The sequence below is a fragment of the Propionicimonas sp. genome (genome assembly GCF_047606205.1).
Lineage (GTDB): Bacteria > Actinomycetota > Actinomycetes > Propionibacteriales > Propionibacteriaceae > Propionicimonas.
Map to the genome: position 1 here is coordinate 1 of NZ_JASGES010000211.1, position 14,630 is coordinate 14,630.

13 protein-coding genes, 1 other RNA gene and 1 pseudogene are annotated in these 14,630 nt (G+C 69.5%); 2 read left to right on the top strand and 13 right to left on the bottom strand.

Annotated elements, in window-relative coordinates:
- The 5 genes and pseudogenes from QM633_RS13130 to QM633_RS13150 all read right to left on the bottom strand — a co-directional run.
- Positions 1 to 223 (bottom strand): annotated as a pseudogene (locus QM633_RS13130) (hypothetical protein); the annotation flags it as partial.
- A gap of 166 nt (positions 224 to 389) precedes the next feature.
- Positions 390 to 2,132 (bottom strand): GerMN domain-containing protein, encoded by a 1,743-nt coding sequence (locus QM633_RS13135; RefSeq protein ID WP_415154214.1) that lies wholly within the window; start codon positions 2,130 to 2,132, stop codon positions 390 to 392.
- Positions 2,116 to 3,684 carry an MtrAB system histidine kinase MtrB gene (gene mtrB / locus QM633_RS13140; protein ID WP_415154215.1) on the bottom strand — a complete coding sequence of 523 codons (1,569 nt, stop codon included), beginning with the start codon at positions 3,682 to 3,684 and terminating at the stop codon, positions 2,116 to 2,118. Before mtrB ends, QM633_RS13135 begins: the two co-directional genes overlap by 17 nt.
- Positions 3,684 to 4,397 (bottom strand): MtrAB system response regulator MtrA, encoded by a 714-nt coding sequence (gene mtrA / locus QM633_RS13145; RefSeq protein ID WP_415154216.1) that lies wholly within the window; start codon positions 4,395 to 4,397, stop codon positions 3,684 to 3,686. The genes mtrB and mtrA overlap by 1 nt, the downstream gene beginning before the upstream one ends.
- Before the next feature lie 92 nt (positions 4,398 to 4,489).
- Positions 4,490 to 5,047, bottom strand: coding sequence for a YqgE/AlgH family protein (locus tag QM633_RS13150; RefSeq protein WP_415154217.1), 558 nt, complete (start codon positions 5,045 to 5,047; stop codon positions 4,490 to 4,492).
- Between the two features lie 912 nt (positions 5,048 to 5,959).
- Between QM633_RS13150 and QM633_RS13155 the strand changes: the two genes are divergently transcribed.
- Complete coding sequence (locus QM633_RS13155) at positions 5,960 to 6,166, top strand: hypothetical protein (protein WP_415154218.1); 207 nt, start codon at positions 5,960 to 5,962, stop codon at positions 6,164 to 6,166.
- Positions 6,167 to 6,208: 42 nt separating this feature from the next.
- On the opposite strand, the gene QM633_RS13160 is transcribed toward QM633_RS13155, so the two are convergent.
- The 3 genes from QM633_RS13160 to ssrA form a co-directional block, all read right to left on the bottom strand.
- Positions 6,209 to 7,333, bottom strand: coding sequence for a hypothetical protein (locus tag QM633_RS13160; protein ID WP_415154219.1), 1,125 nt, complete (start codon positions 7,331 to 7,333; stop codon positions 6,209 to 6,211).
- A 611-nt stretch (positions 7,334 to 7,944) separates the two neighbouring features.
- The gene (locus QM633_RS13165; protein WP_415154220.1) at positions 7,945 to 8,076 is read right to left on the bottom strand and encodes a hypothetical protein; all 132 of its coding nucleotides are present in this window, start codon (positions 8,074 to 8,076) and stop codon (positions 7,945 to 7,947) included.
- 194 nt (positions 8,077 to 8,270) lie between these two features.
- Positions 8,271 to 8,640: a transfer-messenger RNA gene (gene ssrA / locus QM633_RS13170) on the bottom strand.
- An 85-nt stretch (positions 8,641 to 8,725) separates the two neighbouring features.
- On the opposite strand from ssrA, the gene QM633_RS13175 reads away from it, so the two are divergent.
- Entirely contained in the window at positions 8,726 to 9,094 is a 369-nt protein-coding gene (locus QM633_RS13175) for an FKBP-type peptidyl-prolyl cis-trans isomerase (RefSeq protein ID WP_415154221.1), read from the top strand.
- A 117-nt stretch (positions 9,095 to 9,211) separates the two neighbouring features.
- Here QM633_RS13175 and QM633_RS13180 read toward each other — a convergent pair whose 3' ends face one another.
- The 5 genes from QM633_RS13180 to ftsE form a co-directional block, all read right to left on the bottom strand.
- Complete coding sequence (locus QM633_RS13180) at positions 9,212 to 11,077, bottom strand: DUF2207 domain-containing protein (RefSeq protein ID WP_415154222.1); 1,866 nt, start codon at positions 11,075 to 11,077, stop codon at positions 9,212 to 9,214.
- Positions 11,074 to 11,550, bottom strand: coding sequence for an SsrA-binding protein SmpB (gene smpB, locus QM633_RS13185; RefSeq protein ID WP_415154223.1), 477 nt, complete (start codon positions 11,548 to 11,550; stop codon positions 11,074 to 11,076). Before smpB ends, QM633_RS13180 begins: the two co-directional genes overlap by 4 nt.
- Positions 11,551 to 11,653: 103 nt before the next feature.
- Positions 11,654 to 12,865, bottom strand: a complete 1,212-nt coding sequence (locus tag QM633_RS13190; RefSeq protein ID WP_415154224.1) for a peptidoglycan DD-metalloendopeptidase family protein — start codon at positions 12,863 to 12,865, stop codon at positions 11,654 to 11,656.
- An 83-nt stretch (positions 12,866 to 12,948) separates the two neighbouring features.
- Positions 12,949 to 13,854, bottom strand: a complete 906-nt coding sequence (ftsX, locus tag QM633_RS13195; protein ID WP_415154225.1) for a permease-like cell division protein FtsX — start codon at positions 13,852 to 13,854, stop codon at positions 12,949 to 12,951.
- A 36-nt stretch (positions 13,855 to 13,890) separates the two neighbouring features.
- Positions 13,891 to 14,577, bottom strand: a complete 687-nt coding sequence (gene ftsE, locus QM633_RS13200; protein ID WP_415154226.1) for a cell division ATP-binding protein FtsE — start codon at positions 14,575 to 14,577, stop codon at positions 13,891 to 13,893.
- Positions 14,578 to 14,630 lie beyond the last annotated feature (53 nt).

Genomic DNA, 14,630 nt, shown 5'->3' on the forward strand with positions numbered 1-14,630 from the left:
CGACGGTGGGCACCGGAACGAGCAGGACGGGCAGCGCGCTCCCGCCGGCGAGCACCGCGGCGGCGACCGCCGCGGCCAGCCGCCCACCGAGGACGGGGACGAGGCCGAGCGCCGAACGCTCCTTGGCGGCGAGGACGAGCCGGCGCAACCGGTCGTCGTAGGCGCCGCCGGCGAACACCTCGGGCAGCTCAGGCGGCAGGCCCGGCACGACGAAGGGGCGCATCCCACGGAGGCGCCGCACACAGTCACCGCACGGGCCGGGGCCCGGACGCCCGCAGCCCGCACACCGGGCGCCGAGCACCAACTCGGCCGCACTTGCGACCACGTCCCGCGCGCGCACGCCGGCATCCTCGGCAGGATCGGCGCAGACCGGTCATCCGTCCACAGGGTCAGCCCGACCAGGCCACTGCTTCCACAGAGGCGATGGCGAGGTTCCAGTTGAACTCGCCGTCGCGCCGGTAGACGTTGCCGCTGGGGCTCAGCGCCGCGATCGGACGCTGCGGCACCACGGCGAGCTGGCTGAGCGTGAGGTTCTCGCTGGGGCCGATGTCGGTGGAACTCGCCCCGTCCTGGCTGACCCGGAACACGTTCGTGCCCTCGTCGCTGGCCTGCAGCACCACCAGCTCGGTCGCGGTGACCCAGCCGACGTCGATCGCCGCGCCGGAGCTGCCGGTGACCACGGACAGGTCCAGCGGGCTCCAGCCGCTCACCGTGACCTCGCCGTCGCCGCGCTCCACCGTGGCCAGGCCGAGCCGGGTCTGGCCTCCGTCGGCGAGGATCAGCGCCACCCGGGTGCCGTCCGGGGAGAGCGAGAGCGCCCGCATTCTCAGGGCGGGGACCGGATGGGCGCCGGTCGCGACCTTGAGCCGCTGGTCGCCCTTGAACACCTGCAGCCCGGCCACGCCGCCCTCGGCGGGCGACCACAGTTCACCGTTCCTTGCGTAGTCGGGACGCAACAGGCCAGTGCCCGTCCGCAACAGGGTGACCTTGTCGGCGTCGGTCCGCTCCACCTGCAGCCTCGTCGCCGCCTGGGACGTGGCCGCCACCTCGCTCAGGTCCGCGTTCACCGCCACCTGCTCGGGGTGGGCGAGAGCGGCGGTCGTCTCGACCAGGTCGTCCCAGTCGGAGGTGTCCTTCAGCCGCTGCACCTTGCGGTCCTTCACCACGAACAGGGCGTGCTGGGACGTGGCGGCCACCGGGGCCAGAGCGGCGAAGGAGTCGGTCCGCACCACCGACTGGCCGGAGTCATCGCGCCAGGTCTCCCCGTTCGCCGTGACCTGGACGGTGCTGACCTGGCTGAAGCCGGACAGCGTGTAGGTCAGTTCCGCCAGCAACGTCCGCTGCTGGTCCACGGTGAGCCCGCCCGTGTCGCCGCCCAGGTCGACCTCCGCCAGGCCCGTGGAGCCGACCTCGACCGAGTCCACCGTGATCCCCCTGGTGGTCAGCTTCCGGACCGCGGGGGCGAGCCAGGCGGCCGGCCCGGCGAGCTGCGCCGCGACGGCGGCCGCCACGGCCTGGTCCCCGGCGGCGAAGAACCTCGGCTCCGGCACCAGCACCGAACCGGCCGGATCGGTGAAGTGCAGGCTGACCGCCATGAAGCCGGTGGTGAAGGCATACCTCGACACCAGCAGGCCGGAAGGCGGGCTGGAGATCCGCCACTGGCCGGCGCTGTTCTTGACCAGCCCGAAGTCCTGGCGCAGCGGTGGCGCGTCGTTGCCCACCGGGGTGTAGGTGCCGGCCGCGTCGACCTTCCCGGTGACCCGCGCCGACAGCACGACCGACTGCTCGGTCTCGGTCGGTGGGGAACCGTCGGCGTACACCTGCACGCCCGACTCCGGGCGCCAGGCGGCGCTCGCCGCGTCGGTGAGGTACTGCCTGGCCACCTCGTAGTTGGGCTGGTAGGTGCCCATCGCGTGCAGGAAGCCTTCCACGACCAGCAGCTGGCTGGCCCCGTCCGCCGGCGGGAGCGGGTCGACCTGGACGCCCGAGTTCACCCCGCTGGCCTGCGGGGTGTGGTGCGCGACGTCGCCGCTGGTCGGGACGGTGGCGCAGCCGGAGAGCACGACGAGCGCACAGGCCAGCGCGGCCGCGCCGCCGTGGCGCGGGCGGCCTGGGCTACCGGATGGAGACACGGGTCAGGTCCTTCACATCCGGGGGGACCACGGGCCACGGTGAGCCGTGCAGTTCCTCGCCCGCCCTGCGGGGCAGCGTGAGCCGGAACTGGGCGCCCAGGCCCGGGCGCCCCCATGCGTTCAGCCAGCCGCCGTGCAGGCGGGCGTCCTCGAGAGAGATCGACAGGCCGAGCCCGGTTCCCCCGACCCGCCGGCCGCGGGACGGGTCAGCACGCCAGAACCGGTTGAACACCTGTCCGGCGTCCGCGGCGGAGAAGCCCACGCCGTGGTCGCGGACGGCGATCGCGACCGCCTGGTCGTCACTGCGCAGGTGGACGGTGATCGGCCGACCCTCGCCGTGTTCGATGGCGTTGGTGATCAGGTTGCGCAGGATCCGCCGGATCCGGCGGCCGTCGACCTCGGCCACGCAGCTGCCGTCCGCGTCGAGCGAGATCACACTCCCCGTGCCCTCGGCGAGCCGCTGGAGCGAGTTGACCTCGTCGCCGGCCAGACCGACCAGGTCGACGTCGTCGAGCGAGAGCTCCGCCGCGCCGGCGTCGAACCGGGAGATCTCCAGCAGCTCGGTGAGGAGGCCTTCGAACCGGTCCAGTTCGGCAGAGAGCAACTCACTGGACCGCCGCGACGCCGCGTCGAAGGCCGCCCGGTGGGCGTGCAGCACCTCCGCCGCCATCCGGATCGTGGTCATCGGGGTGCGCAGCTCGTGGGACACGTCCGAGACGAAGCGCTGCTGGACGAGCGAGAGGTTCTGCAGCTGCGTGATCTTCTTGTCCAGCTCCTCGGCCATGTGGTTCATCGATCGCGCCAGCGCGGCGAGGTCATCGGTGCCGACGACGTCCATCCGGTCCTCCAGGTGACCGGCGGCGAGGCTCTCCGCGGCCAGGCGGGCGGCACGTACCGGGCGGAGCACCTGCAGGGCGATCAGGTAGACGGTGGCACTCAGGCCGACCAGCACGAACACACCCGTGGCCAGGGTGGCCTGCTGGACCACCGCGAGCGTGCGCTGCTCCTGGCTGGTCGAGAACAGGAAGAAGATCGGGTAGGGCTCCTGGCCGGGAGCGTCGAGGTTGGCCGCCACGACCAGGCCGGGCTCCTCCTCCCGCTGGTCGGTGAACCGGATCATGGTGGGGGTACTCCACAGCCCGTCGCCGTCACCGTTGGCGACGGCCTGCCGGATGCTGTCCGGGATGCTGTCGGCGGCGAGCCCCGCGGTGCCGATCTGGGAGATCGGGGTCTCCACGACGACGAAGTACTGGCTGCCGGCCTGGCCGCGGCTGGCCGCGTCCCTGGCGAGCCGGCTGATCTGCTCGCTGGCCGAGGTGGTCCGGAAGTCGGTGGTGGACAGGGTCGTCTGCATGCTCGCGACCACGGCGGACGCCTCGGCGACACTCGCCTGGGTCTTGCCGTCCATGATGCCCCGGCTGGACTGGTCCATCAGGAACCAGCCCGTGGAGAAGAGGATCACGATCGCGGCGGCGATGGTACTCAGCACCACCCGGAAGGGAAGCGACCGTGCCCACAACCGGATCGGCCCGAATCGGGCGAGCCCTCGCATCAGGCCGACTTGGGCTCACCGGCCCGGTAGCCGACGCCCCGGACGGTGACGATGATCTCCGGACGCTCCGGGTCCTTCTCCACCTTCGAGCGCAACCGCTGGACGTGCACGTTCACCAGCCGGGTGTCGCTCGCGTGGCGGTAGCCCCAGACCTCCTCGAGGAGCACCTCTCGGGTGAACGCCTGCCGGGGTCGGCGGGCCAGGGCCAGGAGCAGGTCGAACTCGAGCGGGGTGAGGGTGATCTCGTCCTCGCCGCGACGCACGGTGTGCTCGTTGACCCGGATCACCAGGTCGCCGATCCGCAGGTTCTCGACATCGGGCTCCGGAGTGACGTGGCGCCGCAGTCGGGTCTTGATCCGCGCGATCAGCTCCTGGGTCTTGAACGGCTTGGCCACGTAGTCGTCCGCGCCCGCCGACAGCCCGTCCACCACGTCGATCGTGTCGCTCTTGGCGGTCAGCATGACGATCGGGACGCCAGAGGTGGCGCGGATGTCACGACACACGTCCACGCCGTCCCTGCCGGGCAGCATCAGGTCGAGCAGGACCAGGTCGGGCCGGTAGTCGCGGAAGGCGTCCAGCGCGGACGCCCCGTCGTGGCACAGTCTCGCGTCGAACCCCTCCGAGCCGAGCACGATGTGGAGCATCTCGGCAAGGGCCTCGTCGTCGTCGACCACCAGGATCCGCGGAGCGGAAGCCCGGGGAGCCTCACTCACCTTGTCGCCCTCCCTTGGTCGTCGGTGCTGAAGATACTAGTCGCGCGCGGGGCCGGGTACCGCCGGGGAGGGCACCGGGGCCCAGGCCGGTCTCAGTTGAGGTCGGCGGACGCGGTCCAGGTGGAAAGGAGCGCCAGCTCCCCGCCCTGGCGGCGCAGCACCCGCCGCCACAGGGTGGCGGGGTCGGGGTCGAAGACGTCTTCGGGCCGGGCGGGGACCACGTGCCACATCTCGAACTCGAGCTCCTGCTCCAGCTGCCCCGCCTCCCAGCCGGCGTAGCCCGCGAAGACGCGCAGGTGGCGGTAGGTGCCTTCCGCGATCTCGACCGGCGTGTCGAGGTTCAGCAGGCCGACGTGGCCGAACACGGGCCGCCAGCCCGGCGGCTCCTCGTTCTCCGACCACGGTTCGGCCAGGCACACCGCACCCTGCTGCGAGACCGGGCCGCCGTCGAACAGTGCCTGCGGGTCGCTGACCAGGTCCGACCAGGCCGGCAGGGCGCCGGACAGGTCGATGTCGGTGGTCCGGTTGAGGACGACTCCGAGCGTGCCGGACTCGTCCGCGTCCAGCAGCAGGACCACCGTGCCGTCGAAGATCCCGTCGGTGATCGAGATCCCGGCGACCAGCAGGTCACCCACCCCGAAGCTCTGCATGACACCTCCTCGTGCCAAGTCTCGCACTCGCGACTGCGGCACCTCGATCCGGCTCGCGTGGCCCCGGTCGGGCACCGTCAGACGACCTCCACCCAGCCGTCGGTGCCGTTCACCCGGATGCGCTGGCCGTCCCGGATCAGCCGAGTGGCGCGACGAGAATGTCGCCGACTCGAGCGCTGCTTCGGCCAGGTCCCGGACGATCCTCGCCATGCCCTCCGCCGTCCCTGGCGACACGGGGACGCCGGCCAGCGCACCCTCCGGGATCCGGGTCCCAACCCGGCACTCCAGAGAGATCACGGCGCCTGCTCCCCCGACGGAGCATCCATCAACTGCGAAGCGACCAAGTCGGCAGGAATCGTCGAGGGCTACGAGGCTGGCGTCACCATGAAGGAACTCGGCGAGCGGTAGACATCGGCCGACAGACCGCGTCCAAGGTCGTGAGGCGCCTCAGAGTACAGATTGGCGCCCTTCAAGGGGTGGCTGACGGAGGCGCCGAGCTTGGGCTGGAACTCATCCTCCATCGACCTATCTGTGACAGATCCGCGCGCTGGCCGACCTCGGCGACTCGGAGTTCTAGGCTCTCACCGTGGATCTGCTCGGTGTGGTCGAGGTGCCGGCTACGACGACCTTCCCCCCGGAAAGCGGCGCCGACGCGGGAGAGCACCGGTTCCTGGACTGGACGGTCAACGGCCGTCTCCTCCGAACGATGCTCGGCTGGGCGAACCCTCCACGGGAGTCGACCGCCATGGTGTCGGGCTGGGACCTGGATGCCGGGCTGTCCTGGCTTGACAGCGTGAGGCTCCCGGACCGGGGCGAGTTCCCCGATGGCCGGGCAGCGCTACTTGTCTGCGAGCAGTGCGGCGATCTCGAGTGCGGCGCGCTCAGCGTCCAGTCACCCGGACATCGACCACGGTGCGCTGGTCCGACTTCGGCTGGCAGGTCCCCCGCGACGACGGCTTCGATCGGCTCGACGTCGTAATCTCCTTCGAGTTCGCCGCCACCGACTATGACGCGCTTCTCACTTCTCTCGCCCAGCGACTCGCGACCGGCACAGTCACCGTCACAGCCTCGAAGCAGCTCCGGCGCGCACCGGAGCAACGCGCGGTCATCCGACTCTGAGGAACATACTCGCGGCAGGACCGGATGTTGTCGAGGTGGTCCCTAGCGCGGGAGGCGGGGCGCAGGGCCCGTTCCTAGCTTCGCTGCGAGCCTGTCGAGGGCACGCTGGAAGTCGTCGAGAAGCACCGTGGTGCAGGTCATCGGGTCGGTCAGGTCAGCCTTGCTCCGCTGCTGGAAGATCTGGATTTTCGGGCGCTTGTCGTAGATGCGGAGGTGGGTCTTCGCATACGAGTCGTAGGTGTAGAACCACTCCACCTCCCGCACACCTGCAACATCGAGCCAGTCCCGAAGCAGCGGCCCCAGGCCGGCATTGACCTGGTCGACGGTTCGTTCCACCTGCCGCGGCGTTCCCCAAGCATCAGAGCCTGTGGAGATGTGGGTCTTGTCGAGCAGGTACGGGTCCGGATCCTCCCAGGCGGCCGTCACTGCCACTGGGGAAAGAAAGTCACCTCCGGGCACGGGCAGGTGGATGAGTGGGTCGTGGTCGAGGAGGTCACCGGAGGCCACGGTCAGCGCCGGACCGTCCGGGATGCCGAACGGCAGGACGCTGGGCAGGACCCAGAGGCCACCATTCGGCGTCCACGTCAATGTGTCCATCGACCGCTGGAGCCCTTCGGGTGTCGAGAACGAGATCACCGGCGCGCTGTACAACGCACCGTCCCCTCCCTCGACCTGCACGCTCAGCCGCCCGAACCCATCGTCGTCCCAAACTGCGCGCACCCGTGCCCGCGAAGACCGGTCAGGGCTGGTCTTCCACCGCCCCTCCCACCCGAACCGGCCGCCGCTCGCAGCAACCACGTCCCTGACCTCCCGCAGGGCGGTCAGGTCCCAACCAAGTCGTTCCCCGAGCAACACCGTGGTTTGGTGAATGGCGTCCAACACCGCAGCGGCTCGCGGTTGCGGTTCCCACTCGTGTGCGCCGACCGGTACGTGCAGGATCCCGATGTTGTGGTCATCCGGATCATCGATCAGTTCCACCCGGAGGCCCGTCTCCGCATCCTCCTCCCGGACCAACAGGCGGTAGCTGGCGCGGGGCGCTTCCAGGCGCAGACCCCGCAGGCCAACGCTGTGGGCTTCACACACGCGTCTGGCGGTCCGCGCCACCGCGTCCTCGGCCGGCGTCCCCCACCGGCGGTCGTGCAAGCCTGTCTGCGGATACACGTCCATGAAAGTGAGTCTCGGCACGCACAGATCCTGACAGACCACGCGCCGTACGGCAGGGCCGAAGGAACGCTACCGTCACCAGGACGCCGAACTCGCGGCGGAACAGGATGTTCAGCGCCACACCGCAGGCGGAGATTCCTAACAGTGGGTGGAAGCGTGTGCGACGATCCTGCTGTGGTCGAATGGGTCCGACGCTGGTTCCAGCAGTGGTTCGGCGAGCCTCCGGATTACGATCTGCCAGATCCAGACCTTGCCGCGTACGATCACGGTTTGGGCGAGCTCCGCCTCAATGGCGAGCTGAAGGGCTATCTGGCCAGCGTGCGCCTTGAGATGTCGTTCCCTGCCCGGCAGTGGTGGCCGTGGTTCGTCATCGTCTGGGCTGACGGACGCAAGGACCGCCTTCGAGGACTGCAGTCCCAAGTGGTTCACTGTTCGCGAACTCGAATCCGGGTATTTCGAGCACTACCCCGAGAGCGGCGGGCCCGAGGTGTACGAGTTCGGTTGGCTCAAGCCCGGCTAGGCCAGCGCCAAATGGGCAGAACTCGGCCTGACCCAAGACGACTTCTGACCAGCGCTGCCCCGCCGCGGCTGATGCCAGTGGGTTGATGAACTCGTCAGCTGGCGTCCACGCGACGGCTGCGTGCCATGGTGCGGATCTGTTCATCCGGGTCGTTCGCAAGACGCGCCAGGGCGGGGTCGAGCTTCTGTGGGTCAATACAGGTGACCTCGTCGAGCAGCGCGTACAAGGCGTAGTAGCGGGTCTCTGCGTCGTCATCACGGCACAACTCCAGCAGCGCCTCGGCCGCGCACAGGCCGGGTCACCCGGGCACGCCCAGAAGCGCAAGAGCCGCCCTCCAGCCGGAGGGCGGCTCTGTCATCTCCATGCTCGGGGAACTCGTCACCGGCACTTTCGATGTCGAGGGCTGCAAGAAGCCCTCTGGGGTGGAGGTGGCGGGAGTCGAACCCGCGTCCTCAAGAGGTGAACCAGGACTTCTCCGGGCGCAGCTGACCAGACGTTCTACTCGGCTCTCACCCTCGCGTCAGCACGTGGCGAACAAGCCCAGTTCCATGAATGTCCCGCCGCAGACCCTGGAACGAGGTCAGGACGGTAAGCCTTCTAGATGAGGCCAGGAACCGGACGGAAGGCTACGTCCGGGCTGACCCTTCGATCACTGCTCAGGCAGCGAGAGCGAAGTCAGTGCGATTGGAATCGGCACTTATTGGTTTCCGGGAGTCGTTAACGAGATGTCCCCGGATCCTCGGCCCGCTTCTCCTGGAACTACCGTCCCAAGTCGAAACCAGTCACCCCCTGTTGAGTTGTACCGAACGGTTGCCCGTCCAGCTTCCCAAGCATACACGACGGTCGCTCATGCCCCCTCAGGTAGGGTGCCCGGCATGGAGAAACCGTTCGTCGACCCGCCCGAGGGCCCCGCACCGACCGACCTGGAGATCATCGACCTCGACGAGGGCACGGGCCCTGAGGCGGTACCGGGCAAGACCGTGGCCGTGCACTACGTGGGGGTGGCCTTCTCCTCTGGCGAGGAGTTCGACTCCAGCTACGACCGGGGCCAGCCGCTGGTCTTCCCGCTCGGCGCCCGCCGCGTCATCGCCGGCTGGGACAACGGTCTGGCGGGCATGAAGGTCGGCGGCCGCCGCCGGCTGGTCATCCCGCCGCACCTGGCCTACGGGGAGCGCGGCGCCGGCGGCGTCATCGGCCCCGGCGAGACCCTGATCTTCGTCTGCGACCTGGTCGGGGTGAAGTAGCCGCCAGTCGTTCGTCGTCCCGTCTGCTCCCGAAAAGGGGCACCACGCGGGGTCGGGCGGGGCGATCCGGGGCGATCCGGGGTCCGGAGGGCCGGCGGGTCGGGGCGCCGGGGTCGGCTACCAGCTTCCGCCGCCGCCACCACCGCCACCGCCGCCGGAGAACCCCCCGCCGCCGCCGAAACTGCCCCCGCCGAAGGCCGATCCGCCGCTGCCGAAGCCAGACTCGCTGAACGTCGGCGCGGGGCTGGCGATCGAGGTGCCGACGGAGCTGTCGAAGGTGTTCAACTGCCACACGAAGCTGTTCAGGTTCCAGGTCGTCCCGTAGTACCAGGTCGGGGCCACGTCCGGGATCCGGCCGAGCTCCACGAGCCGCTGGCACACCTGCGTCCAGCGCTCGGTGAGGTCGTACATGATCGCCCACGGAAGGTAGCGGCTGAAGATGTCCTCACCCTCCTCGAACCGCAGTTGCTCGGCCTCGGCGGTGGCGAGGTAGGTGCGGAAGCCCTCCACCTGATCGGTCAGCGCGCGACCGTACGCGCTCCGCTGTCCGCGGCGGAGCTTCCGCTGCACGACGACGGCCGTGACCGCGACAGAGAGCAGCAGCGGAAACGCCAGCAGCAGCCAGGCCCCGACGAAGGCGCTGCCCACGATGCCGACGGTCAACAGGGGGAACAGCAGCCCACCGATCCCGCAGCCCAGACCGCCGGCGGCGCCGGGGAGGCGGGCGAACCAGTGCTCCTGGGTAGCCCTGGCCAGCACCGTCCGCTGCACCCGCTCGTGGGCCTGGGACAGCGTCCCCGGCTCGCCGAGGTCCACCACCCGGCCGGGCCGGCTGCCGGCGGGAAACAGCTCGGCGAGGATGATGGTGCTCGTCGCGTCCGGCGCCCGGGACGGGTCGACCAGCCGGACCTGCTGGGTGTCGTCACTGCGCAGCTGGATGGCGCCGGCCACGGCCAGGCTGACCAGGGCCGCGGTGGTGTCGCGCACCTGCGTCTCGCCGTCGATCAGCAGGCCGGCCTCGGCCACCCCGAGCTGTGGCGGGGCGAAGCAGACCGGGATCTCCGTGCGCGGGTCGGAGAGCACCTCGCTCGCCTGCTGGCCCCGGGCGGGGAAACTGCCCGGCGGCACGCCCTCCCACCGGTAGTCGCGGGAGCGGCGGCGCAGGTACCACCAGCCCACGAAGGGGACCAGCGCCGCACCGGCGAGCGAGCCGCCGAACGCCCAGGCCGTCTGGCGCTGGGCCGCCGCGTCCGCGTTCTCCACCTGGATCGGCGTGTTGTGGGTGACCAGGCCGGGGGCGATCTTCACCGACACGGTCATCACCTCGCCGGTCGGGATACTGGACGCCGCGAACTGCGCGACCTCGTTGCTGATCACGCTCTTCGTGCAGTCCCCGGTCCGGCCGGGCAGCGCGACCGAGCAGAACACGTCCAGCGCGCCGCCGGGGACGGTGATCTTCGCCGTCGCCATCGTGATCGTCGGCATCGAGGATCCGCTGATATCCCAGTAGAGCTCGTCGTAGGTCCCCGACGTCCGCACCAGACCCAGCACCCGGTAGGAGAGGACATAGGTCGCCGTCGCGGTCGAGACGGTCCGGTCCGAGGAGCCGACCCGGATCCTCAGGTAGGTGTTGCGTCCGCTGCCCTGCTCGGAGGTGTCCACCTTGGTCGACACCCCTGGCGTCGGGCTGGTCGCCCGAACCTGGTCGACCTGGTAGACGACGTCGTGGTCGTCACCGTCGGGTTCGCGGGTGATCAGTGTCCGCTCCAGCCCGTGCCTGCCGGAGGACGACCCGAAGCGGAGCACGATCGTCTCGGTGACGTGCACGTAGCCCTCGGCGTCGAGGGTGGCGGCGACATCGAAGGAGTCGAAGACGTCCGCCGACGCGGCTCTGGCCGTCGGCGCGACGCCGACCAGGATCCAGCCGGTGAGAAGGAGGGCGGCGAGCGCTGCCGGCCATCGGCCGGGCGCCCGCCGGCTCATCGCTCGCCCCGGTTCCGGGCAGCCAGCTCCCGCCGGGCCTCCCGGTCGGCGTCCCTGGCTGCAATGGTCTGTCGCTTGTCCCAGTCCTTCTTGCCGGAGGCGATCGCGATCTCGACCTTGGCGTACCCGTCGGAGAAGTAGATCGCCAGCGGCACGATGGTCTTGCCGGACGCGGTGGTCTCGCGCTCGAGCTTCGCGATCTCCTTGCGGTGCAGCAGCAGCTTGCGGTTCCTGCGGGTGGCGTGGTTCGTCCAGGTGCCGAAGGCGTACTCGGGGATGTGCACGTTGCGCAGCCACACCTCGCCGTCGTCGACGGTGGCGAACGCGTCCGCGAGAGACGCGCGTCCGGCCCGCAGCGACTTCACTTCGGTGCCGGTGAGCACCATGCCGGCCTCGAACCGGTCGTGAATGTGGTAGTCGTGGTGCGCCTTGCGGTTCTGCGCCACCATGATCCGGCCCTGTGGTCGTGGCATGACGGCTCCTCTCCCCCGCGACTCACCCGTCCGTCCAGCCTACCAAGCGTGGCTGCCGCACCGGGACCGGACGACGAGCGCCCGGACGCAGGCGGGAATCCGGTCAGAGGTAGTTCATCGGGTTGACCCGGACGCCGTTGCGGTAGATCTGCAGGTGCAGGTGGCAGCCGGTGCTCAGGCCGGTCGTGCCGACGTAACCGACCACCTGGCCCTGCTTCACGTGCTCGCCCGCCTTGACGATGATCTTCGACTGGTGGGCGTAGCCGCTCACCAGCTGGGCCCCCTTCATGCGGCCGTAGCTGATCAGGGTGAAGTTGCCGAATCCGTAGGTGGTCCAGCCGGCCGAGACCACCTTGCCGTTCGCCATCGCGCGGATCGGCGCCCCGCAGGCCGCCCCGAAGTCGGTGCCCCAGTGCATCCGCCAGTAGTGCAGGATCGGGTGGAACCGCATCCCGAAGCCCGAACCCGCCGGAGCGTTCACCGGCTTGATGAAGCCGCCGGAGTTCACGGTGTTGTAGCTGTCCCCGCGCAGCTTCGCCGTGATCCTGGCCTCCTGCTTCTCCAGCTTCCGGTACTCCGACCTGCTGGCCTCGAGTTCGTCGCTCGCCTTCGCCTTGAGCTTCCGGTTCGCCACCACCAGGTCGGCCAGCTCGGCCTTGCGGGACGCGGCCTGTGCGGTGAGTTCCTTCACGTCGGCGACCTGCGCGGCGCTGGCCCGCTTGCGGTCGGTCAGGGTCGCCTCGGCGTCAGCCCGCGCGGTGCGGGCCGTCTCCAGCTGCGCCTGCAGCTGGTTGAGCCGATCGAGCCGGGCGGTGGAGGTGTCGAAGATCGTGTTGGCCCACTGCACCCGATCGGCCAGTTCCGAGGCGGAGTCCGTGCCGAGCACGACGGTCATCCCCTGCAGGTCGGTGTGCTGCTGATAGGCGGTGCGCACAGCCACTGCGACCAGTGCGCGCTGCCGTTCGACGTCCGCCTGCGCGCTGACCACGGCCGCAGCGGCAGTGTCGAAAGCTGCTTGCGCCGCAGCGAGGTCGGCGGCGACGGCGGCGTCCTTCTCCTTCGCCGTCGCCAGCTTGTCCTGGACGTAGGCCAGCTCGGACCTCGCCCTGGCCAGGTCGGCCTCGGAGTCCTTGAGCCGGTCGGCAGCCGTCCGAACGGCCTTGGTGTCGGAGGAGACGTCCTTCTTGGCCTGGACCAGCGCCTTGCGCACCTTGTCCCTGGCGTCCTTGAGGTCCTCGGCACCCGCCGTCGGGCTCAGCCCGAAGACCAGAGCCAGCATCAGTGCGAGGAGGGTCGTTGTCCTGACAGCGTTCACCAGCGGGCCGAGGCGGCTACCCCGGGGTCCGCGTGCGGTGGGGGAAGACACCTGCACGAGTTGCCCCAATCGGTTTTGTCTGGTCAGACCCGGAGGAACCTCCGGGTCGCGATCAATGTAGGAATGATAGAGAGAACGACCGCCAGAACGGCGAGCCACGCCATGGCCCAGCCCACATTCGCCCAGTCGATCCACCGGATGGTCTGGATCTCCGCCTCGGCACGGCCGACCACGACGAACTGCTGGACGGCCGCCAGGGTGAGGCAGGCCATCACCGCCCCTCCGACGGCCGCGATCAGCGACTCCAGCAGGAAGGGCAGCATGATGTACCAGTTGGACGCCCCGACCAGCCGCATGATCCCGATCTCCCTGCGCCGGGAGTAGGCGGCCAGCCGGATGGTGTTGCCGATCTGGAGGGCCGCGGCGAGCAGCAGCAGCACGCTCAGCCCCACGGTCGCCCACCGGGCCAGGTTCAGCCAGGCGAACATCGGATCCAGGATCTTGCGCAGATCCTGCACCTGCTCGACCCCCGGCATGCCGCTCACGGCGGACACCACGCCCTGGTACTCCTCCGGATCCTTCAGCTTCACCCGGAACGAGTCCTGCATCATGTCGACGGTGGTTGACTGCAGGATCGGATCGTTGTCCGCGTAGTACTCGCGGAACTGCTGGTAGGCCTGTTCCTTGGTCTCGTAGAAGACCTCGGCGACCTCCGGATTGCTCTTCAGGGTCTGCTCGATGTCACTGCGCTGGGCGTCCGTGGCGCCCTCGCCCGCGACACAGTTGCCGCCGCGGGAGTCCGCGACACACAGGAATACGCTGATCTCCACCCGGTCGTACCAGTCGTCCTTGAGCCGCTCCACCTGCTGGGCCACCAGCAGGCCGGCACCGAACAGGGTGAGCGACACCCACATGGTCACGATCACGGCCAGGGTCATGGACGCGTTGCGCCGCAGCCCCGACCAGGCCTCGCTGAAGGTGTGCCTCATCGGGTCGCCCCCGTCCAGCCGTCCCGTCCTCGCTGCTCACTGATAGCCATAAACGCCCTTGCTCTGGTCGCGGACGACTTCGCCGCCGGCGAGTTCGATCACCCGCTTGCGCATCTGGTCCACGATGTTCGAGTCGTGAGTGGCCATGATCACGGTGGTGTCCGACCGGTTGATCCGGTCGAGCAGCTTCATGATCCCGATGCTCGTGTTGGGGTCGAGGTTGCCGGTGGGCTCGTCCGCGATGAGGATCGCCGGCCGGTTCACGAACGCACGGGCGATCGCGACCCGCTGCTGCTCCCCACCGGAGAGTTCCTCCGGGAGCCGGTCGCCCTTGCCGCCGAGTCCGACCAGCTCGAGGGTCTCGGGGACGACCTTGCGGATGAAGGAGGTCGGTTTGCCGATCACCTGGAGGGCGAACCCGACGTTCTCGTTGACGGTCTTGCCGGGCAGCAGCCGGAAGTCCTGGAACACCGTGCCGATCTGCCGGCGCAGCGCGGGTACCTTCCAGCTGTGCAGCCGGCTCAGGTCCCGGCCGGCCACGTGGATGTGCCCGGAGGTCGGGAGGTACTCCCGCAGGATCAGGCGCAGGAAGGTCGACTTCCCGGAGCCGGACTCGCCCACCAGGAAGGCGAACTCGCCCTTCGCGATCTCCACGGTCACGTTCTTCAACGCGGGCCGGGTCTGGCCGTCGTAGGTCTTGGAGACGTCTTCGAATCTGATCACAGTGACTCACCCGGACCGGGTAGGCAGTGGGGAAGTTTCTCAACGTTGGCTGA